Annotated in this window: 21 protein-coding genes; 18 read left to right on the top strand and 3 right to left on the bottom strand. The window is 70.1% G+C overall.

The window, feature by feature from the left end:
• Positions 1-12: 12 nt before the first annotated feature.
• The 3 genes from ACYVIP_RS08340 (at position 13) to ACYVIP_RS08330 (ending at position 3,010) form a co-directional block, all read left to right on the top strand.
• Positions 13-1,161 (top strand): serine hydrolase domain-containing protein, encoded by a 1,149-nt coding sequence (locus ACYVIP_RS08340; RefSeq protein ID WP_460393798.1) that lies wholly within the window; start codon positions 13-15, stop codon positions 1,159-1,161.
• A gap of 98 nt (positions 1,162-1,259) precedes the next feature.
• Entirely contained in the window at positions 1,260-2,477 is a 1,218-nt protein-coding gene (locus ACYVIP_RS08335) for an NADP-dependent isocitrate dehydrogenase (protein WP_460393796.1), read from the top strand.
• Positions 2,478-2,668: 191 nt separating this feature from the next.
• Positions 2,669-3,010, top strand: a complete 342-nt coding sequence (locus tag ACYVIP_RS08330; protein ID WP_460393794.1) for an SH3 domain-containing protein — start codon at positions 2,669-2,671, stop codon at positions 3,008-3,010.
• Positions 3,011-3,019: 9 nt separating this feature from the next.
• On the opposite strand, the gene ACYVIP_RS08325 is transcribed toward ACYVIP_RS08330, so the two are convergent.
• Complete coding sequence (locus tag ACYVIP_RS08325) at positions 3,020-3,766, bottom strand: MBL fold metallo-hydrolase (protein WP_460393792.1); 747 nt, start codon at positions 3,764-3,766, stop codon at positions 3,020-3,022.
• 75 nt (positions 3,767-3,841) lie between these two features.
• Here ACYVIP_RS08325 and ACYVIP_RS08320 point away from each other — a divergent pair, with 75 nt between their 5' ends.
• From ACYVIP_RS08320 to ACYVIP_RS08300, 5 genes are all read left to right on the top strand, one after another.
• Positions 3,842-4,480: an HD domain-containing protein gene (locus tag ACYVIP_RS08320; protein ID WP_460393790.1), complete on the top strand. Its 639-nt coding sequence runs from the start codon at positions 3,842-3,844 to the stop codon at positions 4,478-4,480.
• 205 nt (positions 4,481-4,685) lie between these two features.
• Entirely contained in the window at positions 4,686-5,039 is a 354-nt protein-coding gene (locus ACYVIP_RS08315) for a hypothetical protein (RefSeq protein ID WP_460393788.1), read from the top strand.
• A 38-nt stretch (positions 5,040-5,077) separates the two neighbouring features.
• Positions 5,078-6,103, top strand: a complete 1,026-nt coding sequence (gene trpS, locus ACYVIP_RS08310; protein WP_460393786.1) for a tryptophan--tRNA ligase — start codon at positions 5,078-5,080, stop codon at positions 6,101-6,103.
• A gap of 51 nt (positions 6,104-6,154) precedes the next feature.
• Positions 6,155-7,159, top strand: a complete 1,005-nt coding sequence (gene yhjD, locus ACYVIP_RS08305) for an inner membrane protein YhjD (protein WP_460393784.1) — start codon at positions 6,155-6,157, stop codon at positions 7,157-7,159.
• Positions 7,160-7,201: 42 nt separating this feature from the next.
• Positions 7,202-7,483 carry a hypothetical protein gene (locus tag ACYVIP_RS08300; RefSeq protein ID WP_460393782.1) on the top strand — a complete coding sequence of 94 codons (282 nt, stop codon included), beginning with the start codon at positions 7,202-7,204 and terminating at the stop codon, positions 7,481-7,483.
• Between the two features lie 130 nt (positions 7,484-7,613).
• Here the strand turns inward: ACYVIP_RS08300 and ACYVIP_RS08295 are convergent, their stop codons facing one another.
• Both ACYVIP_RS08295 and ACYVIP_RS08290 read right to left on the bottom strand, forming a co-directional pair.
• Entirely contained in the window at positions 7,614-8,672 is a 1,059-nt protein-coding gene (locus tag ACYVIP_RS08295) for a D-alanyl-D-alanine carboxypeptidase family protein (protein WP_460393780.1), read from the bottom strand.
• A 406-nt stretch (positions 8,673-9,078) separates the two neighbouring features.
• Positions 9,079-9,276, bottom strand: coding sequence for a YegP family protein (locus ACYVIP_RS08290; RefSeq protein WP_460393778.1), 198 nt, complete (start codon positions 9,274-9,276; stop codon positions 9,079-9,081).
• A gap of 138 nt (positions 9,277-9,414) precedes the next feature.
• Here ACYVIP_RS08290 and ACYVIP_RS08285 point away from each other — a divergent pair, with 138 nt between their 5' ends.
• The 10 genes from ACYVIP_RS08285 to ACYVIP_RS08240 all read left to right on the top strand — a co-directional run.
• Entirely contained in the window at positions 9,415-10,614 is a 1,200-nt protein-coding gene (locus ACYVIP_RS08285; RefSeq protein ID WP_460393776.1) for an ROK family transcriptional regulator, read from the top strand.
• 393 nt (positions 10,615-11,007) lie between these two features.
• Positions 11,008-12,204, top strand: a complete 1,197-nt coding sequence (locus ACYVIP_RS08280; protein ID WP_460393774.1) for an ROK family transcriptional regulator — start codon at positions 11,008-11,010, stop codon at positions 12,202-12,204.
• A 57-nt stretch (positions 12,205-12,261) separates the two neighbouring features.
• The gene (locus ACYVIP_RS08275; protein WP_460393772.1) at positions 12,262-13,752 is read left to right on the top strand and encodes a sugar ABC transporter ATP-binding protein; all 1,491 of its coding nucleotides are present in this window, start codon (positions 12,262-12,264) and stop codon (positions 13,750-13,752) included.
• A gap of 216 nt (positions 13,753-13,968) precedes the next feature.
• Positions 13,969-14,946 (top strand): ABC transporter permease, encoded by a 978-nt coding sequence (locus tag ACYVIP_RS08270; protein ID WP_460393880.1) that lies wholly within the window; start codon positions 13,969-13,971, stop codon positions 14,944-14,946.
• A 53-nt stretch (positions 14,947-14,999) separates the two neighbouring features.
• Positions 15,000-16,052: a substrate-binding domain-containing protein gene (locus ACYVIP_RS08265; protein WP_460393770.1), complete on the top strand. Its 1,053-nt coding sequence runs from the start codon at positions 15,000-15,002 to the stop codon at positions 16,050-16,052.
• A gap of 79 nt (positions 16,053-16,131) precedes the next feature.
• Positions 16,132-17,292, top strand: coding sequence for a Gfo/Idh/MocA family protein (locus ACYVIP_RS08260; protein ID WP_460393768.1), 1,161 nt, complete (start codon positions 16,132-16,134; stop codon positions 17,290-17,292).
• Positions 17,289-18,446, top strand: coding sequence for a xylose isomerase (gene xylA / locus ACYVIP_RS08255; RefSeq protein WP_460393766.1), 1,158 nt, complete (start codon positions 17,289-17,291; stop codon positions 18,444-18,446). Before ACYVIP_RS08260 ends, xylA begins: the two co-directional genes overlap by 4 nt.
• Before the next feature lie 187 nt (positions 18,447-18,633).
• The gene (locus ACYVIP_RS08250) at positions 18,634-23,136 is read left to right on the top strand and encodes a ThuA domain-containing protein (protein ID WP_460393764.1); all 4,503 of its coding nucleotides are present in this window, start codon (positions 18,634-18,636) and stop codon (positions 23,134-23,136) included.
• Between the two features lie 77 nt (positions 23,137-23,213).
• A complete protein-coding gene (locus ACYVIP_RS08245; protein ID WP_460393762.1) occupies positions 23,214-24,389 on the top strand; it encodes an inositol-3-phosphate synthase in 1,176 nt (391 codons plus the stop codon).
• On the top strand, positions 24,386-24,666 hold a 281-nt coding region (locus ACYVIP_RS08240; protein ID WP_460393760.1), incomplete at its 3' end, for a UbiA family prenyltransferase. The genes ACYVIP_RS08245 and ACYVIP_RS08240, both read left to right, overlap by 4 nt.

Genomic DNA, 24,666 nt, shown 5'->3' with positions numbered 1-24,666 from the left:
TGAGTCGGCCGCATGAGAGTTTGGCAGCAGTTCACCGTCCTGGCCGCGACCGCGGCCCTCCTGGCCACCGCCACCGGCCCGGCGGTGGCCGAGGACCTCCCGCCGATCGACCGCGGCGACGTGCGCGCCGCGATCGCCGGGTTGCCCGACGACGAGGCCAGCGGTGCCCTCGTCCGGATCCGCGACCACGCCGGCACCTGGCGGGCGACCGCCGGCGTCGCGAACATCCACACCGGCGCGCCGGTGCCGGCCGACGGCCGGTTCCGCATCGGCAGCATGACCAAGACGTTCACCGCGACCGCCGCGCTCGGCCTGGTCGCCATCGGCCGGCTCGACCTCGACCGGACCGTCCAGAGCTACCTGCCGGGCACGCTGCCGGCGCACTACCCGGCGATCACCGTGCGCCAACTCGTGAACTACACCTCCGGGCTGCCCGGCATCGACATCGCCCACAAGGACCCGACCTGGTTCCTGGCGAACCGCTTCCGCACCTGGAGCCCCGACGAGCTGCTCGACCTCGCCTTCACCGGCCGCGACCCACTGTTCGCGCCGGGGACCAGGCAGCACTACGGCAACATCGACTACCTGGTGCTCGGCGTGGTGATCGAGCGGGTCACCGGCCGCCCGTACGGCGAGGCCATCCGCGACCACGTGCTCCGGCCGCTGCACCTGTCCGCGACCACCGTCCCCGGCCGCGACCGGCACGTCCACGGCCCGCACGCCAAGGGGTACGAGCTGCTCGACGGCGAGTACGTGGACATCACCGAGGCCGACCCCACCTTCCAGTGGGCCGCCGCGGAGATGATCTCCAACGCGCCCGACCTGGAGCGGTTCCTCACCGCGCTGATGTCCGGCAGGCTGCTCCCGCCGGCGCAGACCGCGCTGCTGTTCGACGTGCCGAGGGTGCCGGCCTTCGACGGCGACGACGACCCGGCCAACGACGTGCCGGCCCAGTTCGGGCTCGGCCTTGGCCGCTTCCCGGTCGGCGAGCTCGTCTTCTGGGGCAAGACCGGCGACCGGCCCGGCTACAACAACGGCATGGCGGCCACCCGCGACCTGTCGCGCCGGGTGGTGTTCTCGGTCAACACGCTGCACATGGGCGGGGCCGAGCAGCCGGCGATCACCCAGCGGATCATCGCCGCGGTCGCCGGGTTGGCCTGACCCGGAGCCCACCCATAGCAGTACGCGTGTACCGTTTGGGTGGGCTAAGCAGGCGAACACACGCGCGCGATGAAGACGCGAGAGGAGCATCCCGGCACATGGCCAAGATCAAGGTTCAGGGGACGGTCGTCGAGTTGGACGGCGACGAGATGACCCGCATCATCTGGCAGTTCATCAAGGACAAGTTGATCCATCCGTACCTGGACATCAACCTGGACTACTACGACCTGGGCATGGAGCACCGGGACGCCACCGACGACCAGGTCACGGTGGACGCCGCGCACGCCATCGGCAAGCACGGGGTCGGCGTCAAGTGCGCCACCATCACCCCGGACGAGGCGCGGGTCGAGGAGTTCGGCCTGAAGAAGATGTGGCGCAGCCCCAACGGCACGATCCGCAACATCCTGGGCGGCGTGATCTTCCGGGAGCCCATCGTCATCTCCAACATCCCGCGACTGGTGCCCGGCTGGACCAAGCCGATCATCATCGGCCGGCACGCCCACGGCGACCAGTACAAGGCCACCGACTTCAAGGTGCCCGGTCCCGGCACGCTGACCATCAGCTACACCCCGGCCGACGGCAGTGAGCCGATGGAGTTCGAGGTCGCCAACTTCCCGGAGGGCGGTGGCGTCGCGGTCGGCATGTACAACTACCGCAAGTCCATCGAGGACTTCGCGCGGGCGTCGATGCGCTACGGCCTCGACCGCGGCTACCCGGTCTACCTGTCGACCAAGAACACCATCCTCAAGGCCTACGACGGCATGTTCAAGGACGTGTTCCAGGAGATCTTCGACGCCGAGTTCAAGGCGGAGTTCGACGCCAAGGGCATCACCTACGAGCACCGGCTGATCGACGACATGGTCGCCGCGGCGCTCAAGTGGGAGGGCGGCTACGTCTGGGCGTGCAAGAACTACGACGGCGACGTCCAGTCCGACACGGTCGCGCAGGGCTTCGGCTCGCTCGGCCTGATGACCTCGGTGCTGATGACGCCCGACGGCAAGGTTGAGGCCGAGGCCGCGCACGGCACGGTGACCAGGCACTTCCGCCAGCACCAGGCCGGCAAGCCGACCTCGACCAACCCGATCGCGTCGATCTTCGCCTGGACCCGCGGCCTGGACGCGCGCGGCCGGCAGGACAGCACGCCGGAGGTGTCCGGGTTCGCGCACACGCTGGAACAGGTGATCATCGAGACCGTGGAGAGCGGCAAGATGACCAAGGACCTGGCGCTGCTGGTCGGCAAGGACCAGGAGTTCCAGACCACTGAGCAGTTCCTGGCCACGCTCGACGAGAACCTGCAGAAGAAGATGGCCGGCTGACGATCCCGGTCATACCCGAGCGGCGGTCACCTCATGGTGGCCGCCGCTCGGTGCATTTGCACGTGCGCTGACAGAACGTGGTGTCGACTCGCCCGTGCGAGTGGTTCCGAACGGGGCTCGTTCCCAACTCGAGCTACCTGGGTTATATCTGGGGGACAGGCGCTGACGACGCTCATGTTGGGAGCGGTCCCATGAAGCTGCTGAAGATCAAGTGGAGCGGCAAGCGCACGCTGATCGCGTTGGTGATCGCGGTCGGTCTCTATGTCATCTACGTGCAGGGCTCCGAGCAACGGGCCGACGGCGACACCCAGCCGGCCCCCGCCGCCGCCGAGTGCCGCATTTCGTCCACTGTGGACGGACTGAACGTGCGGTCGGCGCCGGTGAAGGACGAGGCCAACGTGGTCGACCAACTCGCCCAGGGCGAGGAGTCGGACGCGGACAAGGTCGTGGAGAACGGTTTCCGCAAGCTCGGCGATGGCCGCTGGGTCTCGGTCGACTTCGTCAGGACCATGCCGGGCCGCGACTGCGGCTGAACGCGGCACTCAGAGCTCGATCGTCAGCCCTTCCTCGGCGGCGATCGTCTCCCCGTCGAAGGTCGTCGCCGCCTCGGCGAGGGACACCCCGCGGTCGCTGCCCGGCCAGAAGTGGGTGAGCAGCAGCCGGCGCGCGCCCGCCGCGGTGGCCCAGCGGCCGGCCTGGCGCGCGGACAGCAGGTGCTCGCTGGTGTGGTCTCCCTGCAGGGTGGCCTCCACGATGAACAGGTCCGCCCGCAGGCCAAGCTCGGCGAGGTTCTCGTGGGGGCCGGTGTCGCCGGTGTAGGCGATCGTCATGGCGGGGGTGCTGAGCCGCACGCCGCTGGCCGGCACATGGTGGGGCAGGGCCAGCCCGGTGACCTGGAACGGCCCGATCCGGTGGGTGCCGGGCAGCGCCCGCACGTCGAACAGCTCGGCCAGCCGTGGCCTGGGTTCCAGCGCGTCGACCAGGTCGGCGACCCCCGGCGGGCACAGCAGGGGGATCCGCTCGTGGGTGCGCTCGCCGTAGTGGCGCACCCGCAGCAGGCCGTTGAGGTCGACGCAGTGGTCGGTGTGCGCGTGGGTGATCACGACCGCGTCCACCGCGCCGTTGGGGCAGTGCGCCAGCAGTCGGGGCAGGGTCGCGAACCCGAGGTCGAGCACTACCCGGAAGCCGTCGTACTCGACGAGGAACCCGCTGCACGCGCGGCCGGGCTCCGGCCAGGACGCGCAGCTGCCGAGCACCGTCACCCGTCGCGTGCTCTGGCCTGGCGGCATGCGCTGAGCCTAGCCCGCCATGGCCCGTGGACTAATCGCTTGCTGTGCCGTTGGTCCGGTTGAGAGGGTCCGGGCGTGGACGACTCGCTGCTCATCGAAGACAACCCGCTGCCGGCCGCACTCGACGAGCGGCTCGCCGCGCAGTTGGGTTTCCTCGTCGAGGTCGACCGGCTCAAGACCGTGCTGCGGCAGTCGCCGCTGGTGGCCGCGCGGCGGCGGGAGAACGACGCCGAGCACTCCTGGCACCTGGCGCTGATGGTGATCCTGCTGGCCGAGTACGCCGACGAGCCGATCGACGTCGGCCGGACCGTGCAGCTGGTGGTGGTGCACGACCTGGTGGAGATCTACGCCGGGGACACCCCGCTCTACGACAGCGTCGGCGCGCTCAGCCAGGTCGCCCGCGAGCAGGCGGCCGCGCAGCGGCTGTTCGGGCTGCTGCCCGCCGACCAGGCCGGGTCGCTGCGCGCGCTGTGGGACGAGTTCGAGGCGCGGCAGACCGCCGAGGCGCGGTTCGCCAAGGCGATGGACCGGCTCGAGCCGCTGTTGCTCAACTGGATGGCCCGCGGCGGGACCTGGCGGACGCCGGGCATCACCGCCGTCGACGTGCGGGCCAGGAAGTCGACCATCGGGGACGCGTCGGCGGCGCTTGGACAGGCGGCGACGGCGATCCTCGACGAGGGCGAGCGGCGCGGTTGGCTGCGCCCGGCACCCTGACCAGCGCAGGAAGTTCGGCACAAGTTGGCCTGTGGGCTGAACCACAGCCCCCCGCGTGACGTCTCACCTACAGAGGGGTTACGCTCCCTCGCGCAGTACCGATCGGACTAACGCAGCCCATCTGGATTGCACAGTCAGTAGGTATCTGGCCCCAAGTGCCCCTATCGGGGGTACTACGACGGTGATGAGCGCAGGAGGCGCACCAGTGCGCAACCGAGTTGCCCCGGTCGCGGCCCGCACGGCGGCGATGGCGAGCAAGCTGGTTCTTGTCGTGGTCCTGGTCCCCGTCGCGCTGGTCACCGCGGCGCAGGGCGCGGCGGCGGCCACCCTCGCGGATGACGACGTCGCCGCGACGAGCGTGTCCTTCGGGCTGCTCGGCCCGGTCGGCATCGCCGCGGTCGTGCTCGGCTTCGGCGGTCTGGTCATCGGCCTGCTGCGGCACCGGCGTCGGGAGATCACCGCCGCGACGGTCGCCATCCCGGTGGACCCGAGCGGCACGCTGCCGGTGCTGGAGGCCACGGAGCCGATCGAGACGGCCGCCGGCGAGCGCGTGGCCTGACCGACGTCCGGTCAGGCGGTTCTGGGAGAATCCGGCACGTGTCGACGCAACCAGAGCAGCGCCCCCGGGTCCTGTCCGGCATCCAGCCGACCGGTGACTCGTTCCACCTCGGCAACTATCTGGGTGCGATCCGCCAGTGGGCGGCCATGCAGGACACCCACGACACGTTCTACTGCGTCGTCGACCTGCACGCGATCACCGTCGACCACGATCCCGAGCTGTTGCGCAGACGGACCAGGGTGTCGGCCGCGCAGCTGCTCGCGCTGGGCATCGACCCGGAGCGGGCGACGCTGTTCGTGCAGAGCCATGTGCCAGAGCACGCGCAGCTCGGCTGGGTGATGCAGTGCCTGACCGGGTTCGGCGAGGCCAGCCGGATGACGCAGTTCAAGGACAAGTCGGCCAAGCAGCAGGCCGAGCGGATCAGCCTCGGGCTGTTCGGCTACCCGGCGTTGCAGGCCGCGGACATCCTGGCCTACCAGGCCGCCTTCGTGCCCGTCGGCGAGGACCAGCGCCAGCATCTCGAGCTGACCCGCGACCTGGCGCAGCGGTTCAACGCCCGCTACGGCACGACGTTCCGGCTGCCGGAGCCCTACATCGTCAAGGACGCGGCCAAGATCTACGACCTGCAGGACCCGAGCGCGAAGATGAGCAAGTCGTCCTCGTCGCCCGGCGGGATCATCGAGCTGCTGGACGAGCAGAAGGTGTCGGTGAAGAAGATCCGCTCCGCGGTGACCGACACCGGCCGGGAGATCGTCTACGACCCGGAGCACAAGCCCGGGGTGTCGAACCTGCTGGCGATCTACTCCGCGCTGGCCGGCCGGCCGCTGGCCGAGCTGGCCGGTGAGTTCGCCGGCAAGGGCTACGGCGACCTGAAGAAGGCAGTCGGCGAGGCGCTGGTCGAGTTCGTCACGCCGGTGCAGGAGCGGGTGCGGTCCTACCTGGACGACCCGGCCGAGCTGGACAAGATCCTTGCGCGCGGGGCGGAGCGGGCGCGCGAGGTGGCGTCGGTGACGCTGGCCAGCGCCTATGACCGGCTGGGGCTGGTCGCGCCGACCGCCGGTTGAGGTTGGCTGTTGGTTCTGCGGGGTGACCACGCCCCGGGATAGCGTTTGCCCGTGGGAGACAACGAGTCGTTTCTGACCAGGCAGCGGGCCAAACGACCGTGGCTGGACCATCTGGTCCGGGCGGGTATGGCGTTCAGCGAGCGGAATGGCAACCATTACGCGGCGGCGATCACGTATTTCAGTGTGCTGTCGATTTTTCCGTTGCTGATGATCGCGTTCGCGGTCGCGGGTTTCGTGCTTGCCGGGAATTCGGCGCAGTTGGCGGAACTGAAAACCGGAATCGAGGACGCGGTGCCGTCCGGACTGGCGCCGACGATCAACAAGATCGTGGACGCGTCGATCGAGCAGCGCAACGCGGTCGGGGTGATCGGGTTGCTGGCGGCGGTGTATTCCGGGCTCGGCTGGATGAGCAACCTGCGGGACGCGCTGACCGCGCAGTGGGGGCAGGAACGCCAGCAGGATCGGCCGTTTCTGAAGACCGCGTTGTCGGACCTGCTTTCCTTGCTGGGACTGGGTTTGGCGCTCGCGGTCTCGTTCGGACTGACCGCGGTGGGGACCGGGTTCGGCTCGGCATTACTGAGCTGGGTCGGTCTGGACGACGACGCGTGGGCGCTGTTCCTGTTGGGCGTGGCCACGGTTGCGTTGGGCTTACTGGCGAACTGGGTGGTGTTCCTGTGGGTGATTTCGCGGTTGCCGAGACAACGGGTGAGTGTGAAATCCGCGGTGCGCGGCGCGGCGCTCGCCGCGGTCGGGTTCGAGGTGCTGAAGCAGGTGTTCACGGTTTATCTGGGAACGGTCCTCGACTCACCGGCGGGCTCGGTTTTCGGGTCGACCATCGGTTTGCTGGTGTTCGCCAACCTGGTGTCCAGGTTCCTGTTGTTCATCACCGCGTGGACGGCGACGGCGAAGGAGAACCTCCTGGCGCCGGTGCCACAACCGCCGCCGCCGGCGGTGATCCGGCCGGTGCTGCTGGTGCGCCAGGGGCCGGGCGTGCGGGACGCGCTGAAGTTGGTCGGCATGGGCGCGGTGGCCGGCTTCCTGTGGCGCCGATCCTGAGTACGGTTCGGGTTGGGTGGGTTCCGTGAAGGGAGCGTGCCGATGGTGTGGGAGTTGCTCGGCGAGTACTGGCGGATAGTTGTCGTCGGCGGGACCGGGGTGGCGGTCCTCGTCCTGCGCCGGCGGCTTCCTCGGTGGGTGCTGGCCGCGTGGGGCCTGTTGGTGGTGGCGGTCGCGTTGGCGTGGCTGGTCGGCATGTCCTGGCCGGGGACCCTGGTGCTGTTCTGCGGCTTCGTGATCATCGCGTCGGCGTTCTGGCTGCGCACGGAGGAACGACGAGCGCTGTCGGCCAACGGGTCCGCGTCAGTCAGCGAGTCCTCGTGACCGGGGCTCCGCGCGCCAGAACTGTCGGTGCCAACCAGTACCGTTAAAGCAAGGGGTCCCCCTTGCCGGGTGTGGTGGTGCTTGCCCAGGCGTGTTTGCTATCGCACGCACTCGCGGGGGGTTGGCGAGGTCAGCCGGCGGTGCGGTTGGCTCGGGCCAGGCGGGCGCGGCGGCGGCGCAGCCACATCGCCGCGACCACCAGCACGCCGACGCCGGCCAGTGCCACGAGCGGCAGGCCGACGTTGCCGAACGCCGAGCGTTCCGGGTCGGCCTGGGTGGTGGCCGCGGCCTCGTCCACCGGCTGGCGGATCTTGTTGCTCGACGGCTCCTCGTCCGGGCTCGGGTCCGGCTTGGGTTGGGCATCCGGGGCCTTGTCGACCAGTTGGCCGACCGGACGGATGTCGGTCGCCGCGAGGCCGAAGCCGTAGTCGAGCAGTTTGCGACCCTGCTCGGCCATCGGCTCCGGGTTGCGTTCGCCGCGCAGCAGCACCACCGCGAGTTTGCGCCCGTCGCGCTCCGCGCCGCCGACATAGGTGTGCCGGGCGTCGTCGGTGAACCCGGTCTTTCCCCCGAGGAAACCGTCGTAGCTGGTCAGCAGGTCGTTGTCGTTCCAGATCTGGAAGCTGCCCTTGCCGCCGTGGCCGGGGAAGTCCATCGACTTCGTCTGCGCCGCGTCGGCGTACTCCTCGTACTTCATCGCGGCGCGGAAGATCAGGCTCTGGTCGTAGGCCGAGGTCGTCATCCCCGGGCCATCCAGTCCGGACGGGGTCGCGGCCCTGGTGTCGAGCGCGCCGAGCTCGCTGGCCACCGCGTTCATCTTCTCCAGCGCGACCCCGACCCCGCCGAGCGCGCGGGCCAGCGCGTGCGCGGCGTCGTTGCCCGAGCGCATGATCAGCGCGTGCAGCAGCTGGTCGACGGTGTACTGGCCGCCGGGGCCGATGCCGACCCGGGTGCCTTCCTGGTTCGCGTCCTCCTGCGTGCCGACGACCTTGGTCTCCGGGCGCAGCTCGCGGATCACCACGATGGCCAGCAGGTTCTTGATCAGCGACGCCGGCCGCTCGCGGGCGTGCGGGTCCTTGGCGGCCAACACATCCCCGCTGTCCAGGTCCGCGATCACCCAGGTGGCGGCGTTGATCCCGGCGGGCGGCGCAGGCGCGCCCTCCGGTTGCACGATGCCGCAATCACCCATTCGTGCGCCACCAACTGGGTCACCCGGGATGGGGAGGGGCTCCGGACTCGGGCTCCCCGGCGCGGGCTCCTCGGACGTGTCGATGGGTGGCGGTGGCAGCTGGCGGGCCTGACAAGCGCCCTGCTGCTCGTCGGCACCAGGCTGGGCCCCACGCGCCTGCCTCGACCCCGCCGCAGCCGCCGGAGCGGTGACCAGCGCGGCTATGACCAGGGCAAGCAGCGACACGACGAAGGCGGGAACGAACCTGACGGTTGCGTGACGCACGGGGTCCAGCCTAGGGCCAGACGCCGTCGCCGCTCGCGCCGACCCTCCACCGTTGGCTTGGGGTCGCACGAAGGGGGCTTGACCGGCGCGCATTGTGTTGTGCAACGCTGACAAGCCCCCTTCGGGTTAACTCTTTAGAGGGTTAGGCGTTTGCCTTGTCACCCGTCTTGTCATCGACCTCAGCGTCGGCCGCGGCCCGCTTCACCGCGTCGACGCCCTTGAGCACGCCGTCCTTGCTCTTGTATCCCTCACCGGTCGCGACGATCTCACCGTTGCCGGCCTTGAGCCGGAAACGGAACTCGCCGCGCGCGTCGGTGTAGATCTCGAACTTCGCCGCCATGCTCAACTCCATCGGATAGAAGTGACTCTGCACACCGCGGCCAAGGGGGGACCGGGGACGCGGGGTGCCGAAGTTTACGACGACCAATGCCGCCCTAGGGATAAATTGGACGAGAAACAGTTCTCCAGGGAGACGGCCATGAATGCGCAGGGTGCCGGACAGCAGCAAGGGGCCCGATCCCGTCAGCAGTCGCGGCTGCTGGCTCTGCTCCGCGACGAAGGTCCGATGTCGAGAGTCGCTCTCGGCGAACGGTTGGAACTACCGCGAGCCAAGCTCGCCGGCGAGCTGTCTCGGCTGGTCGACACGGGTCTGGTGGAGATCGGCGGGCCGGCGGCCAGCCGGGGCGGGCGCCGCTCGACGCTCGTGCACCTCGCCGACGATCTCCGGTTCGTCGCCGCCGACGTCGGCGCGACGTCGGTCAACGTGGCGATCACCGACGGGCGCTGCGAGGTGCTGGCCAGCCAGAGCGAGGACTGCGAGGTGCGCCTCGGGCCGACACCGGTGCTCGGGCTGGTGGTCGAACTCGCCGGTCAGGTGCTGGACAAGGTGCCCGGCAGGCTGGTCGGTGCCGGCATCGGGCTGCCCGGCCCGGTCAGCTTCCGCGACGGCATGCCGGTCGCGCCGCCGATCATGCCCGGCTGGGACCGCTACCCCGTGCGCGACGAGCTCGCCGGGAAGTGGGGCTGCCCGGTGACCGTGGACAACGACGTGAACGTGATGGCGCTTGGCGAGCGGCACGCCGGCGTCGCCCGGTCGCTGGACGACCTGATCTTCGTGAAGGTGGGCACCGGGATCGGCTGCGGGATCGTGCTCGGCGGGAAGGTGTACCGAGGGGTCGCCGGCACCGCCGGGGACATCGGGCACATCCGGCTCGATGACTACGGGCCGGCGTGCGCGTGCGGTGAGGTCGGCTGCCTCGAGGCGTACTTCGGCGGCGCGGCACTGGCGCGGGACGCGATGACGCTGGCCAGGTCGGGCCGGTCGACGATGCTGGCCGAGGCGTTGGAGCACGGCGGCAGGCTGACCGCGCAGGACGTCGGCGAGGCGGCGGTGGCCGGCGACTTCGCCGCGGCCAACCTGGTGCGCGAGGGCGGGCGGCGGCTCGGGCATGTGGTGGCCTCGCTGGTCAGCTTCCTGAACCCGGGGATGGTCGTGATCGGTGGTGGGGTGTCCCGGCTCGGGCATCCGCTGCTGGCGGAGGTGCGCAGTTCGGTGTACCGCCGGTCGCTGCCGCTGGCGACCGGGAACCTGCCGATCGTGCTCTCGGAGCTGGGGGACCTGGCGGGGGTCACCGGCGCGGCGTGGTCGGCGACCGACCGGGCGTTCGCCGTGAACTGAGCGGGCGCTGCTCGCTGTCGGTTGTCCAGGTGCGCGGTCGGGCGATCGGCCTTGGCGCCGCCGGTGACGCGAGCCGATGGGGCCTTGCTGTCGGTCACCGGCGGGTGGTCGGGCGGTCCGGGTGATCCTGCGCGGCCGACGCGCGTCCAGACGCTCCTGACTGAATCTCGTCACTTCGTGTGGAACCAGCACTACTTTTGCCGATTGAATCCAAAAGATCGATCTTGATGTTGCGCCAATTGGGGTATTGCGTCCGTTGTGGGCGCTAGGAGACGCTTCCCTGTGAGTTGAAGCACCGACTTTCGATCGGGCACTCAACGAAGTGGAGCGCCGGTGGGCCATAGCCGCCCTGCTGACCAAGCTGGTCTGCGTCGAGGGAACCTCGCGCTGCTCGTGCGCACCCTCAGAGAGCACGGCGCCCTGTCCCGAGCGCAGCTCGCCGTCCGCTCCGGGCTGTCGAAGGCGACCGTCTCCAGCCTGGTCAGCGACCTGGAACTGCGCGGGCTGGTGCACTCCGCCGGCGTGTCCGCCGGCGGCCAGGGCCGCCCCGGCCAACTCGTCGACCTGCGCCCGACCAGCGTGTCCGGCATCGGGCTCGACGTGCACGTCGGCCATGTCGGCGCCGTGGTCACCGACCTCGCCGGGGAGACGATCTTCAACCAGCGGATCGTCTGTGACGTCCCGGCGCTCGGCTCGGCACGGACCATCGACCAGCTCGCCGACCTGACCACCGCCGCGCTCGCCGAGGTCGCCGGCGCGGTCGGCCCGCCCGTCGGCATCACCGTCTCCGTCCCCGGCCTCGTGGACACCGGCGCCGGCGTGGTCACGCTCTCCCCCCGGCTGCGCTGGCGCGACGTCGCCATCGCCGACGAGCTCGCCGCCAGGACCGGGCTGCCGCTGGACCAGATCGCGGTCGACAACGACGCCAACCTCGGCGCGATGGCCGAGCTCGCCGCCATGAACGCCGAGTCCGGCGCCCCGGTCGCCGACCTGGTCTACCTGACCGGCGACTTCGGCATCGGCGGCGGCGTGATCTCCGGCGGCCGGCTCGTCCGCGGCTCGATCGGGTTCGCCGGCGAGATCGGGCACATGGCCATGGACCCGCTCGGGCCCTACTGCTCGTGCGGGCGCAGAGGGTGCTGGGAGACCCAGGTCGGGCTGGGCGCGTTGCTGCACGCCTGCGCCGACCCGGACGACCCGGTCCGCGACCCGACGCTGGATCTCGACCAGCGCATGCGCGTCGTCCGCGCCCGCGCCGCCCAGCACGACCAGCGCACCCTCGACGCGTTGCACCAGATCGGGTCCGCGCTCGGGGTCGGCGTGTCCATCCTGGTCAACCTGCTCAACCCGGCCGTGGTGGTGCTCGGCGGGTACTTCGCGGCGCTGCCGGAGTGGCTGGTGGAGCCCATTCGCAACCAGGTCGTCGCCGGGGTGCTCGCGCCGGGCGCCGGTGGCGCGCGGGTGGTCGGCTCGCGCCTCGGCTTCACCGCCGCCACGACCGGCGGGGCGCTGGCGGCGCTGCGCCGGGTGCTCGACGACCCGACCGTCGTACCGCCGATCCAGCAGGAGAACCAGGAGGCGCCGGCGTGAACGCTGCCGTGAGGGAGGGAAAGACCTGTGACTGAACCTGGCGAGGTTTTGCTCACCATGTCCGGGATCGTCAAGACGTTCCCGGGCGTGCGCGCGCTCGACGGGGTGGACCTCGAGGTGCGCGCGGGCGAGGTGCACTGCCTGCTCGGCCAGAACGGCGCCGGCAAGTCGACGCTGATCAAGGTGCTCTCCGGCGCCCATCAGCCAGACGACGGCGTGATCACCTGGCTCGACCGGCCGGCGACGCTGCGCTCGCCCGACGCCGCGCTGCGCCTCGGCGTGGCGACCATGTACCAGGAGCTCGACCTGGTCGACGGGCTGTCGGTGGCGGAGAACATCTTCCTCGGCCACGAGCCGCACACGTTCGGCTTCACCCGGCGTGGGCACATGCGGGCCGAGGCGCGCAAGCTCATGCGCCGGCTCGGTCACCCGGAGATCCCGCCCTCCCGCGAGGTCGGGCTGCTGTCCGCGGCCGGCCAGCAGCTGGTGTCGATGGCGCGGGCGCTGGCCCACGACGCCCGGCTGATCGTGATGGACGAGCCGACCGCCGCGCTGGCCGCCGACGAGGTGGACAACCTGTTCCGGGTGGTCGCCGACCTCACCGCCGACGGGGTCGCGGTCGTCTACATCTCCCACCGGCTCGACGAGATCCGCCGCATCGGGCACCGGGTCACCGTGCTCAAGGACGGCCGCACGGTCGCGTCCAACCTGGACGCGCACACCCCGACGTCCGAGCTGGTCAACCTGATGTCCGGGCGGATGGTCGAGACGGTGTTCCCGCACCGCGACGCGAACACCACCGACGTCACCGACGAGGTGCTCGTGGTCGAGGGGCTGACCAGGAGCAGCGAGTTCGCCGACGTCAGCTTCACCGTCCGGGCCGGGGAGATCGTCGGCATCGCCGGCCTGGTCGGCGCCGGCCGCAGCGAGGTGCTGGAGACGATCTTCGGCGCCCGCAAGGCCGACGCCGGCACCGTGGTGGTCAACGGCAAGCGGCTGCGCAACGGCAGCGTGACCGCCGCGGTCGCCGCCGGGGTCGGCCTCGCGCCGGAGGAGCGCAAGAGCCAGGCGCTGCTGCTGGACCAGGCGGTGGCCAGCAACGTGATCCTGGCCAGCCTGCCGGCCTTCAGCCGGGGCGGGTTCAGCGACCGGGGCAAGGAGATCCGCGAGTCCAGGGCCATGCTCGAGCGACTGGACCTGCGCCCGCCGGACCCGCGCCGCGAGGTACGCACGTTCTCCGGCGGCAACCAGCAGAAGGTCGTGGTGGCCCGCTGGCTGGTGCGCGAGTGCAAGCTACTGCTGCTGGACGAGCCGACCCGCGGCGTCGACGTCGGCGCCCGGGCCGAGCTGTACGGCCTGATCCACGAGCTGGCCGCCGCCGGCGTGGCCGTCGTCCTGGTCTCCAGCGAGGTCCCGGAGGTACTCGGCCTGTCCGACCGCGTCCTGGTGATGCGCGAGGGCCGCCTGCTCACCGAGGCCCCCGCCAGCGAACTGACCGAGGCCGCCATCCTCGACATGGTCATGGAAGGCAGCGAGGCAGCCATATGACCCACTACGCAAGCCAGCAACGCAGCCGCCCGACCATGAGCAGACCCAAGCCCTACGCCCCAGTACCCAAGGGGAACGTGAAGCACCGCAACCACCAACCACGTCCCCAACAACCACCTACACAACCAACGCAACCAACACTTTTAAACCCGGGGAGGCGGAACAGTGAGTGATGTTGGGGAGAAGGCCTCGCCGGCTAGTGAGAAAGAGGAGGCGGTGACGGCCGGGCCGACGTCCGGTGTGCGGACGCCGAGTGGGTTACGGCTCGACCTGCGCCTGGCGACCCTCATGGGGGTGCTGGTCGTGCTCTGCGCGGTCGGCTACTTCCTTCAGCCGGACAGCTTCCTGTCCGAGAGCAACATCTCCACGATGTTGCGGCTGGCCGCGGCCATCGGCGTGGTCAGCGTCGGCATGACGTTCGTGATCATCGCCGGCGGCATCGACCTGTCGGTCGGCTCGATGGTCGCGTTGGCCAGCGTGTGGATGACGACCTTCGCGACCCAGTCCTACGGCATGTTCGTGATGGTGATCTGCGCGCTCGCGGTCGGGCTCGGCGCGGGGCTGGTCAACGGCGTGCTGATCGCCTACGGCCGGGTGGTGCCGTTCATCGCGACCCTGGCCATGTACGCCTCGGCCCGCGGCCTGGCCGAACGGCTGTCCAACCGGGAGACCCAGACGATCACGGTCACCGACTTCAGCGAGTTCTTCCGCGGCGACATCCTCGGCATCCCGGTGCTGATCTGGATGCTCGCGCTGGTCTTCGCCGTCGGCTGGGTGCTGCTCAACCGGACCACCTTCGGCCGGCGCACGTTCGCGGTCGGCGGCAACGCCGAGGCCGCGCGCCTGGCTGGCATCAACGTCAAGCGGCACACCGCACTGGTGTACGGCATCGCCGGCCTGTGCTGCGGCATCGCCGCCATCATGGTCGCCGCCCGCACGACCTCTGGCTCGTCGACCAACGGCCTGTACTACGAGCTGGACGCGATCGCCGCGGTCGTCATCGGCGGCACGCTGCTCGCCGGCGGCCGGGGCACGCTCATCGGCACGCTCATCGGCGTGCTCATCTTCACCGTCGTGAACAGCATCTTCACCCAGAACAACCTGGAAACCGACATCCAGAACATCGCCAAGGGCGTGATCATCATCCTCGCGGTGCTGCTGCAGTACGGCACCACCCGAACGCGCAAGACCTGACGCGACAACCCCGACAACCCCCGAATTCCGGACTGTACAAGGGAGTACCCCAAATGACCGACCCGTCCCTGGCTCGTCGCCGGTTCCTCATCGGCGCCTCCGCGTTCGGCGCGGGCGCGCTGGTCGTCGGCTGCACCTCCAACGAGCCGGCAGAAGCCAACAGCAACCAGGTGGCCCAAGGCGGTGCGGACAACGCACAGCCGGGCAAGGAGGTCACCATCGGCTTCTCCGCCCCGGCCGCCGACCACGGCTGGATCGCGGCGATCACCAAGAACGCGCAGGCCCAGGCGGAGGCGTTCGAGGACGTCACCATGGAGGCCACCGAGGGCACCAACGACCCCAGCCAGCAGATCGCGCACGTGGAGAGCCTGGTCAGCAGCGGCGTGGACGTCCTGGTGATCCTGCCCCACGACGGCAAGGCGCTCACCGCGACCGCGCTGGAGGTCATGGACGCCGGCATCCCGGTGATCAACCTGGACCGGATCTTCGACACCCCGCTGGCCTACCGCTCCTGGATCGGTGGCGACAACTACCGGATGGGCGTCAACGCCGGTGACTACATCGCCGCGCAGATGAAGGCCAAGAACGTGGCGAGCCCGATCATCGGCGAGGTGGCCGGGCTCGACAACCTGCCGCTGACCCAGGAACGCAGCAAGGGCTTCAAGGACGCGCTGGAGCGCAACGGTCTCAAGGTCAGCCACCGGGTCGCGGCCGAGTTCACCGTGGAGACCGGCGAGCGCCAGACGGCGAACCTGCTGCAGGGCACGCCCAAGCTGGACGCGCTGTGGAACCACGACGACGACCAGGGCATCGGGGTGATGGCGGCGATCGAGGCGGCCGGTCGCGACGAGTTCCTCATGGTCGGCGGCGCCGGCTCGAAGAACATGATGGACCTGATCAAGGCGGACAGCTCGGTCATCAAGGCGACCGTGCTCTACAGCCCGTCGATGGCGTCCACCGCGATCTCGCTGGCCCGCCTGCTCGGGCAGAACAAGGGCGTCGCGGACTTCGCCGAGCACGAGATCCCCGCGTTGATCACCACTTACTCGGCCGTGGTGACCAAGGACAACGTCGACGACTACGCGGACATCGGCTTCGACTCCTGACCCGAGTCCCAGCAGGCGGGTTCCCAGGCGAGTGAGTGCGGCGCGCGAGTGCGCCGCGAGTGACAACGGAGGGTGTGCGATGACAGCGGGCAGCGGGGGCACGATCGGGGTCGGGATGGTCGGCCACGCGTTCATGGGTGCGGTGCACTCACACGCGTGGCGTTCGGCACATCGGTTCTTCGACCTGCCGGTGGTTCCCCATCTTGCCGTCCTCGGCGGCCGTGACCTCGGCCGGACGAAGGCGGCAGCGGCCAAGTTCGGCTGGGCCAGCGTGCAGACCGACTGGCGCGAGCTGGTCAACTCGCCCGACGTGCAGGTGGTCGACATCTGCACGCCGGGCGACTCACACCATGAGATCGCCATCGCGGCCCTCGCCGCCGGCAAGCACGTGCTGTGTGAGAAGCCGCTGGCGAACACGGTGGCCGAGGCTGAGGAGATGGCGCAGGCCGCCGCCGCTGCCTCGGCCAAGGGCGTGCGGTCGATGGTGGCGTTCAACTACCGCCGGGTGCCCGCGATCGCCTACGCGCGCAAGCTGATCGAGGAGGGCCGGATCGGCAAGGTCCGGCATGTGCGGGCGGTCTACCTGCAGGACTGGCTGGCCGACGAGCAGGCGCCGATGACCTGGCGGCTGCGCAAGGACCGGGCGGGCTCCGGCGCGCTCGGCGACCTCGGCGCGCACCTCGTGGACGCCACCCAGTACCTGGTCGGCGAGCGGCTGACCGGGGTCTCGGCGGTCACCAACACCTTCGTCAACCGGCGACCGACCGAGGGCGGGGGCGAGTTGGACGATGTCACCGTCGACGACGCGGCCCTGTTCCTCGGCCGGTTCGCCAGTGGCGCGGTCGCGAGCTACGAGGCGACCCGCTTCGCGCTCGGCCGCAAGAACGGCATGCGGGTGGAGATCAACGGCTCGCGCGGCAGTCTGGCCTTCGACTTCGAGTCGATGAACGAACTGTCCTTTTTCGACGGTGCGGACGGCGAATCGGCCGGGTTCCGCCGAATCCTGGTCACCGAGCCGACCCATCCCTATGTCGGCGCGTGGTGGCCGCCTGGGCACCTGCTCGGCTACGAGCACACGTTCACCCATGAGGTGGTGGACTTCCTGCGGGCCATCGCCGACGGCGTGGACCCCGTACCGTCCTTTGCGGACGGTCTGGCCGTGCAGCGGGCGCTGGCCGCCGTCGAGCAGAGCGCCAGCGAGGGTTCGGTGTGGACGGAGATCCCGGGAGGTTCCGCGTGAGTGACTACACGCCAACGAAAGAGGACCGGTTCACCTTCGGTCTGTGGACGGTCGGCTGGCAGGGCGTCGACCCGTTCGGGGTGGCCACCCGCGAGCCGCTGGACCCCGCCTACGCGGTCGGCAAGCTCGCCGAGCTCGGCGCGTACGGGGTCACCTTCCACGACGACGACCTGATCCCGTTCGGCGCGGACGACACGCTGCGGGCCGACCGGATCGCGAGTTTCCGCAAGGCGTTGGACGACACCGGGTTGGTGGTGCCGATGGCCACCACGAACCTGTTCGCCCACCCGGTGTTCAAGGAAGGCGCGCTGACCGCGAACGACCGCGACATCCGCCGGTTCGCGCTGCGCAAGGTGTTGCGCAACGTCGACCTGGCCGCCGAGCTCGGCGCGCGGACCTACGTGCTGTGGGGTGGCCGGGAGGGCGCGGAGTCCGGTGTGGCCAAGGACGTGCGGGCCGCGCTTGACCGCTACAAGGAGGCGCTGGACATCCTCTGCGCCTACGTGCGCGAGCAGGGCTACGACATCCGCTTCGCGTTGGAGCCCAAGCCCAACGAGCCGCGCGGAGACATCTTCCTGCCCACCATCGGGCACGCGATCGCGTTCATCAACGAGCTCGACGAGCCCGACCGGGTCGGGCTGAACCCCGAGGTCGGCCACGAGCAGATGGCCGGCATGTCGGTGGTGCACGGGTACGCCCAGGCGCTGTGGCACGGCAAGTTGTTCCACATCGACCTGAACGGGCAGAACGGTCCGCGCTACGACCAGGACTTCCGGTTCGGCAACGGCGATGTGAAGAGCGCGTTCCTGCTCGTGGACCTGCTCGAGCGCGGCGGCTACGACGGGCCGAGGCACTTCGACTTCAAGCCGGCGCGCACCGAGGACGAGTCGGGCGTGTGGTCCTCGGCACGTTCCTGCATGCGCAACTACCTGATCCTCGCGGAGAAGTCGCGGGCCTTCCGCGCCGATCCCGAGGTGGCGGCGGCACTCGCGGCCGCGCGGGTCGACCAGTTGTCGGTGTCCACGCTCGGCGACGGCGAGTCGCTCGCCGACCTGCGGGCCGAGGAACTCGACCTGGACGAGGCGGCGGCGCGGGGCGCCAAGGTGGAGCACCTGGACCAGTTGGCGCTCGAGCACCTGTTCGGCACCAGCTGATTTTTTGGGCGGCGTCGCCTGACCGGCACGTCAGGCGACGCCGCGAACACGGAAAGGAGATTCACCCCTTCTCGCGGTCCCCATTTCGGTGAGAACAAGGAGAAAAGTACCAGTGCGAGGTAACCGCCCGAGTAAACATCCATCGAAACCACGCTTCCTGGTCAGGGTCGCCACCGTGGGTCTTGCCATGGCCACCGCCCTGGGGGTCGCCGCCACGCCGGCCACCGCGCAGGAGGACCCGAAGGTCCTGGTGTTCTCCAAGACCGCGGGTTTCCGCCACGACTCCATTCCCACCGGGATCGCCGCGATCCAGGCCCTGGGCACCGAGCACGGGTTCGCCGTCGAGGCCACCGAGGACGCGGCCGCGTTCACCGAGGACAACCTGGCGAACTACGCCGCGGTCGTGTGGTTGTCCACGACCGGCGACGTGCTCAACGACGAGCAGCAGACCGCGTTCGAGCACTACGTCGACGGCGGCGGCGGGTACGCGGGCGTGCATGCCGCGTCCGACACCGAGTACGACTGGCCGTGGTACGGCCAGCTCGTCGGCGCGTACTTCAAGTCCCACCCGCAGATCCAACAGGCCACTGTGGACGTGGAGAGCCACGACCACCCGTCGACCGAGCAACTGCCGGACGCCTGGACGCGCACCGACGAGTGGTACAACTACCGCACCAACCCGCGAACCGACGTCAAGGTGCTGGCCACGCTGGACGAGTCCAGCTACGACGCGGGCACGGACGCGATGGGCGATCACCCGATCATGTGGTGTCACCCGCAGGCCGATGGCCGCTCCTGGTACACCGGCGGCGGGCACACCAACGAGTCCTACAGCGAGCCGGAGTTCCTGACCCACCTCGCCGGCGGCATCCGGTACGCGGCCGGCATCGAGCAGGCCGACTGCACCCCGGAGACCACCGACCCCGGCGCTCCGGTCGACGAGGACTTCGACCAGATCACCCTGGCCAAGGGCGAGCCGAGCACCGGTGAGCCGATCGCCATGGCCGTGCTGCCCGACCGCGGTGTCGTGCACACCTCGCGCGACGGCCGGGTGTTCCTGACCACTCCGGACGCCGTCACCAAGCTCGCCGGCACGATCCCCGTCTACAACCACGACGAGGACGGCCTGCAGGGCGTGGCCATCGACGAGAACTTCGCGCAGAACCGGTGGCTGTACCTGTACTACGCGCCGCCGCTGGAGACCCCCACCGGGGACGCGCCGGAGAACGGCACCGCGGCGGACTTCGAGCCATACCAGGGGCACAACCAGCTGTCCCGGTTCACGTTGACCGAGGACGGCACGGTCGACTTAGCCAGCGAGCAGCAGATCCTGCAGGTCGCCGCGGACCGGGGCATCTGCTGCCACGCCGGCGGCGAGATCGACTTCGACGGTGACGGCAACCTGTTGCTGTCCACCGGCGACGACTCCAACCCGTTCGCCTCGGACGGGTTCACCCCGATCGACGAGCGCGCGGACCGCAACCCGGCCTTCGACGCCCGCCGCACCTCGGCCAACACCAACGATCTGCGCGGCAAGCTGCTGCGGATCACCGTGGCCGAGGACGGCAGCTACACCGTGCCCGATGGCAACCTGTTCGCGCAGGGCACCGAGCAGACCCGCCCGGAGATCTACGCGATGGGCTTCCGCAACCCGTTCCGGTTCGCCGTCGACCGGGAGACCAACTGGGTCTACCTCGGCGACTACGGTCCGGACGCCGGCGCGGCCAACGCCGCCCGTGGGCCTGGCGGCACCGTCGAGTTCAACCTGATCAAGGAAGCCGGCAACTTCGGCTGGCCGCTGTGTGTCGGCGACAACCTGCCCTACATCGACTACGACTTCGCCACCGGCACCTCCGGCGAGGCGTTCGACTGCGCGGCACCGAAGAACGACAGTCCGCACAACACCGGTCTGGTCGACCTGCCGCCGGTGCAGCCGGCGTGGATCCCCTACGACGGCGGGTCGGTGCCCGAGTTCGGCTCCGGCAGCGAGTCGCCGATGGGCGGCCCGGTCTACCGCTTCGACGCCGACCTGGACTCGGTGACGAAGTTCCCGGAGTTCTTCGACGGCAAGAACTTCGCCTACGAGTGGGGCCGTGGCTGGATCAAGACCATCGACGTCGGCGCGGACGGCGAGCGCGGCGACATCACCCCGTTCTTCGACTCGATGGAGCTGTCGTGGCCGATGAACGTGGAGTTCGGCCCGGAGGGCTCGCTCTACGTGCTGGACTACGGCGACACCTGGTTCGGCGGCTCGGACGCCTCGGCGCTGTACCGGGTGGACTACACCAAGGGCAACCGCACCCCGAGGGTGGAGCTGGCCGCGGACCGGACCTCGGGTCCCGCGCCGCTGGCGGTCAGCTTCGACCCCGCCGGCACGTCCGACCCGGACGGCGGTGAGCTCACCTACGCCTGGGACTTCGAGGGCGACGGCACGGTCGACTCGACCGAGCAGGGCGTGGTCAGCCACACCTACGACACGCCGGGCCAGTTCACCGCGTCGCTGTCGGTGACCGACCCGACCGGGCTCACCGGCGTGCGCAGCGTGGTGGTCACCGCCGGCAACACCGCGCCGGAGGTGGCGTTGAACCTGCCGGTCAACGGCGGCTTCTTCGGCTACGGCGACACCGTGCCGTTCGAGGTCGAGGTGACCGACCCGGAGGACGGGGAGATCGACTGCTCGAAGGTCATCGTCGAGTACATCCTCGGCCACGACGCCCACGGTCACCCGCTGTCGCGCACGACCGGCTGTGAAGGGGAGATCACGACCCCGGCCGACGAGGGCCACGGCCTGGACGCCAACGTGTTCGGCATCATCAACGCCCGCTACACCGACGGTGGTGCCGGCGACGTGCCGGCGCTGACCGGCGACGGCGAGTCGGTGCTGCAGCCCAAGCTCAAGCAGGCCGAGTTCTGGACCGAGAACAGCGGCACCGAGGTCGTCACCCACGCCGAGGCCAGCGGCGGCAAGCGGGTCGGCCACATCGAGAACGGTGACTGGATCAAGTTCGACCCGGTCAACCTGACCGGGGTCGACGGCATCGGCTACCGGCTCACCTCCGGTGGCGATGGCGGCACGATCACCGTCCGCCGGGACGCGCCGGACGGTCCGGTCGTGCAGACCGTGGAGGTCGCCAACACCGGCGGCTGGGACACCTACGCCGACATCCCGCCCGCGCCGATCACCGACCCGGGTGGCACCGGGGCGCTGTACCTGACCTTCAGCGGCGGTGCCGGCGGACTGCTGGACCTCGATGCGATCAACGTCGTCGGCGACGGGGTCGTCGGTGGCGGCCCGACCCAGTGCACGCCGTGGACGCCGGACGAGGGCTACCGCGCCCTGTTCGACGGCACCCAGGGCAGCCTCGACGGCTGGACGCAGGCCGGGCCGGGGAGCTTCGCGCTCGAGGAGGACTGCACGATCAAGTCGGTCGGCGGCATGGGCCTGCTGTCGGTGGACGAGGAGTTCAACGCCTACAGCCTGAAGCTGGACTGGAAGATGGGCGGGGACGACAACTCGGGCATCTTCGTCGGCTACCCGGATCCTGGCGACGACCCGTGGGTGGCGGTGAACCAGGGCTACGAGATCCAGATCGACGCGACCGACGCGGAGGACCGGACCACGGGCTCGATCTACACCTTCCAGGCCGCCGACATCCCCGCGCGGGACGAGGCGCTCAACCCGCCGGGTGAGTGGAACAGCTACGAGCTCGTCGTGGTGGGGCAGACCATCCAGGTCTTCCTCAACGGGGTGCTGATCAACGACTTCACCAGCACCGACCCGGCGCGGGACCTCACCCAGGGCTTCGTCGGCATCCAGAACCACGGCGACAGCGACGACGTGTGGTTCCGCAACATCCAGCTCAAGGAGATCGTCGACGAGACCGCGCCGGTCTCCACCGCCGGTTTCGCCGACCCCGGTCCCAGCGGCTGGCACCCGGGTACGGTGCCGGTCGAGCTGTCGGCGACCGATGACGGCCATGGTGTCGCCCGGATCGACTACCAGCTCGACGGTGGCGCGTGGACGCGCTACACCGGCACGGTCGAGGTGACCGGCGACGGTGACCACACGCTGCTCTACCGGGCAAGTGACCGGGCGGGCAACGTCGAGGTGGAGAAGGCCGCCACGATCAGGATCGACGGGACCAAGCCGACGCTGATGGTGGCCGGGGTCGCCGAGGGCCGGGTCTACGGCGACGCCACCGATCTGGTGTTGTCCTGGCATGCCGAGGACGCCACCTCGGGGCTGCGCACGGTGTCCGCCGCGCTCGACGGGGAGACCGTGCTCAACGGCCGGCCGACGGCGCTCTACCAGGTGCCGCTCGGGCAGCACGCGTTCACGGTGTCGGCCACCGACGTCGCGGGCAACGTGCAGGACCAGACGGTGTCGTTCACCACGACCACGTCACTGCGGGACATGAGTCAGCTGATCGAGCGATTCCGGGCCACCAACCGGCTGACGCTCTCGCAGTACCAGCAGCTCAAGTCGCTGATGACCAGGATCCGCAACGCCGAGGCGAACGGCAACGACGCCAAGGCGGTGCGGTTCCTGCGGACGTTCGTCCAACTCGTCACGGACGAGACGTTCATCGGGGACGCGGACATCCGCACCGCGCTGGAGCGTGATGCCAAGGCCGTCATCGGTTCCATCGAAGGGGTAGCGGTGCTCCCCGAAGTGGTGCAGGCGCGATGACAAGGTGAGATGTTCCGGTAGGCCGGCGGTCGCCGGCCTACCGGAGTCACCAGACGTCCTCGTGAAAGGGGTCCGCAATGGCAGCGAACGAACCGACCGGGCTGTGGTTGGTCGGGGCACGTGGGTCGGTGAGCACGACGGCGGTGACCGGGATGTTGGCGTTGCGCGCCGGCCTGATCGAACCGACCGGCTGTGTGACCGAACGTGAGCCGTTCACCCGTATCGGCCTACCCGCCTGGGAGAACCTGGTGGTCGGCGGACACGACGTGGTGTGCACTCCGTTGGACAAACGGGCCGAGCAGCTGGCGGACTCCGGGCTGATCCCGCCGAGGGTGCTGGCCGCGACCACCGCCGGACTGCAGGCCGTCGACGGGGAGATCCGCGACGGCTACCACCCGGCGACGCACACCGGCTCGCAGGCCGACGCGGCCGCGCGGCTGACCGAGGACATCGTCGCCTTCCGGGAGCGGCATGACCTGGCCAGGGTGGTGGTGGTGAACGTGGCCTCCACCGAGCCGCCGGTGCCGCACGTGCCGGCGCACGACAGCCTGGCCGAGCTGACGGCGGCGCTCGCCGACCCCGCGCGCGCCGTGCTCCCGCCCAGCTCACTGATGGCCTACGCGTCGTTACGGGCCGGATGTCCCTATGTCGACTTCACCCCGTCGCCCGGCATCCGGTTACCGGCGCTGCACGAGCTGGCGCTGGCCGGTGGCCTGCCCTACGCGGGCTCGGACGGCAAGACCGGCGAGACGCTGCTGCGTACGGTGCTCGCGCCGATGTTCACCGCGCGGGCGCTGCGCGTGCGGTCGTGGGCGGGTACCAACCTGCTCGGCGGCGGCGACGGCGCCAACCTGGCCGACCCGGACCAGGCGAAGGGCAAGCTCGACTCGAAGGCCAGAGGCCTCGCGGCGTTGCTCGGGGAGGGGGTGACCGCGCCGTTGCACATCGACAACGTGCCCGACCTCGGTGAGCAGAAGACGGCGTGGGACCACGTGTCGTTCGAGGGCTTCCTCGGCGCGCGGATGAGCCTGCAGCTCACCTGGACGGGCCTGGACTCGGCACTGGCCGCACCGTTGGTGCTCGACCTGGCCAGGCTGACGGCGGCAGCGCACGCGGCGGGAGCGAAGGGCCCGCTGGGTGCGCTGGCGTTCTTCTTCAAGGACCCGATCGGCAGCGACGAGCACCGCTTCGCCGAGCAGACCGCCATGCTCACCGAGTGGGCACTGTCCCTCGGGCGGGAGCCGGGTCGGTGAAGGCCTACCTGCGGCTCGTGCGGGCGCCCGCGGCGTTGACGGTCGTCGGGGACACGGTCGCCGGCGCCGCGGCGGCCGGGCGGCCGCTGCGGGGGCGGCGCCTGCTGCTGCCGCTGTCCTCGGCGGCCTTCTACTGGTCGGGCATGGCGCTCAACGACTGGGCCGACCGCGAGCTGGACGCCACCGAACGGCCGGAACGCCCCATCCCCGCCGGCCACATCGCCCCCGAACGCGCCCTCGCCGTCGCCGGCGAGCCCACCGCCGCCGGCCTCGGCCT

This window comes from Actinophytocola sediminis (assembly GCF_054779715.1).
The sequence above is the reverse complement of the archived record's forward strand: the minus strand, read 5'-3'. Positions and strand labels throughout refer to the sequence as shown.

Coding starts and splice junctions, on each gene's coding strand:
- ACYVIP_RS08340 (WP_460393798.1), top strand. CDS start 13: ATGAGAGTTTGGCAGCAGTTCACCGTCCTGGCCGCGACCGCGGCCCTC.
- ACYVIP_RS08335 (WP_460393796.1), top strand. CDS start 1,260: ATGGCCAAGATCAAGGTTCAGGGGACGGTCGTCGAGTTGGACGGCGAC.
- ACYVIP_RS08330 (WP_460393794.1), top strand. CDS start 2,669: ATGAAGCTGCTGAAGATCAAGTGGAGCGGCAAGCGCACGCTGATCGCG.
- ACYVIP_RS08325 (WP_460393792.1), bottom strand. CDS start 3,766: ATGCCGCCAGGCCAGAGCACGCGACGGGTGACGGTGCTCGGCAGCTGC.
- ACYVIP_RS08300 (WP_460393782.1), top strand. CDS start 7,202: ATGGTGTGGGAGTTGCTCGGCGAGTACTGGCGGATAGTTGTCGTCGGC.
- ACYVIP_RS08295 (WP_460393780.1), bottom strand. CDS start 8,672: ATGGGTGATTGCGGCATCGTGCAACCGGAGGGCGCGCCTGCGCCGCCC.
- ACYVIP_RS08290 (WP_460393778.1), bottom strand. CDS start 9,276: ATGGCGGCGAAGTTCGAGATCTACACCGACGCGCGCGGCGAGTTCCGT.
- ACYVIP_RS08285 (WP_460393776.1), top strand. CDS start 9,415: ATGAATGCGCAGGGTGCCGGACAGCAGCAAGGGGCCCGATCCCGTCAG.
- ACYVIP_RS08275 (WP_460393772.1), top strand. CDS start 12,262: ATGTCCGGGATCGTCAAGACGTTCCCGGGCGTGCGCGCGCTCGACGGG.
- ACYVIP_RS08265 (WP_460393770.1), top strand. CDS start 15,000: ATGACCGACCCGTCCCTGGCTCGTCGCCGGTTCCTCATCGGCGCCTCC.
- ACYVIP_RS08260 (WP_460393768.1), top strand. CDS start 16,132: ATGACAGCGGGCAGCGGGGGCACGATCGGGGTCGGGATGGTCGGCCAC.
- ACYVIP_RS08250 (WP_460393764.1), top strand. CDS start 18,634: ATGGCCACCGCCCTGGGGGTCGCCGCCACGCCGGCCACCGCGCAGGAG.
- ACYVIP_RS08245 (WP_460393762.1), top strand. CDS start 23,214: ATGGCAGCGAACGAACCGACCGGGCTGTGGTTGGTCGGGGCACGTGGG.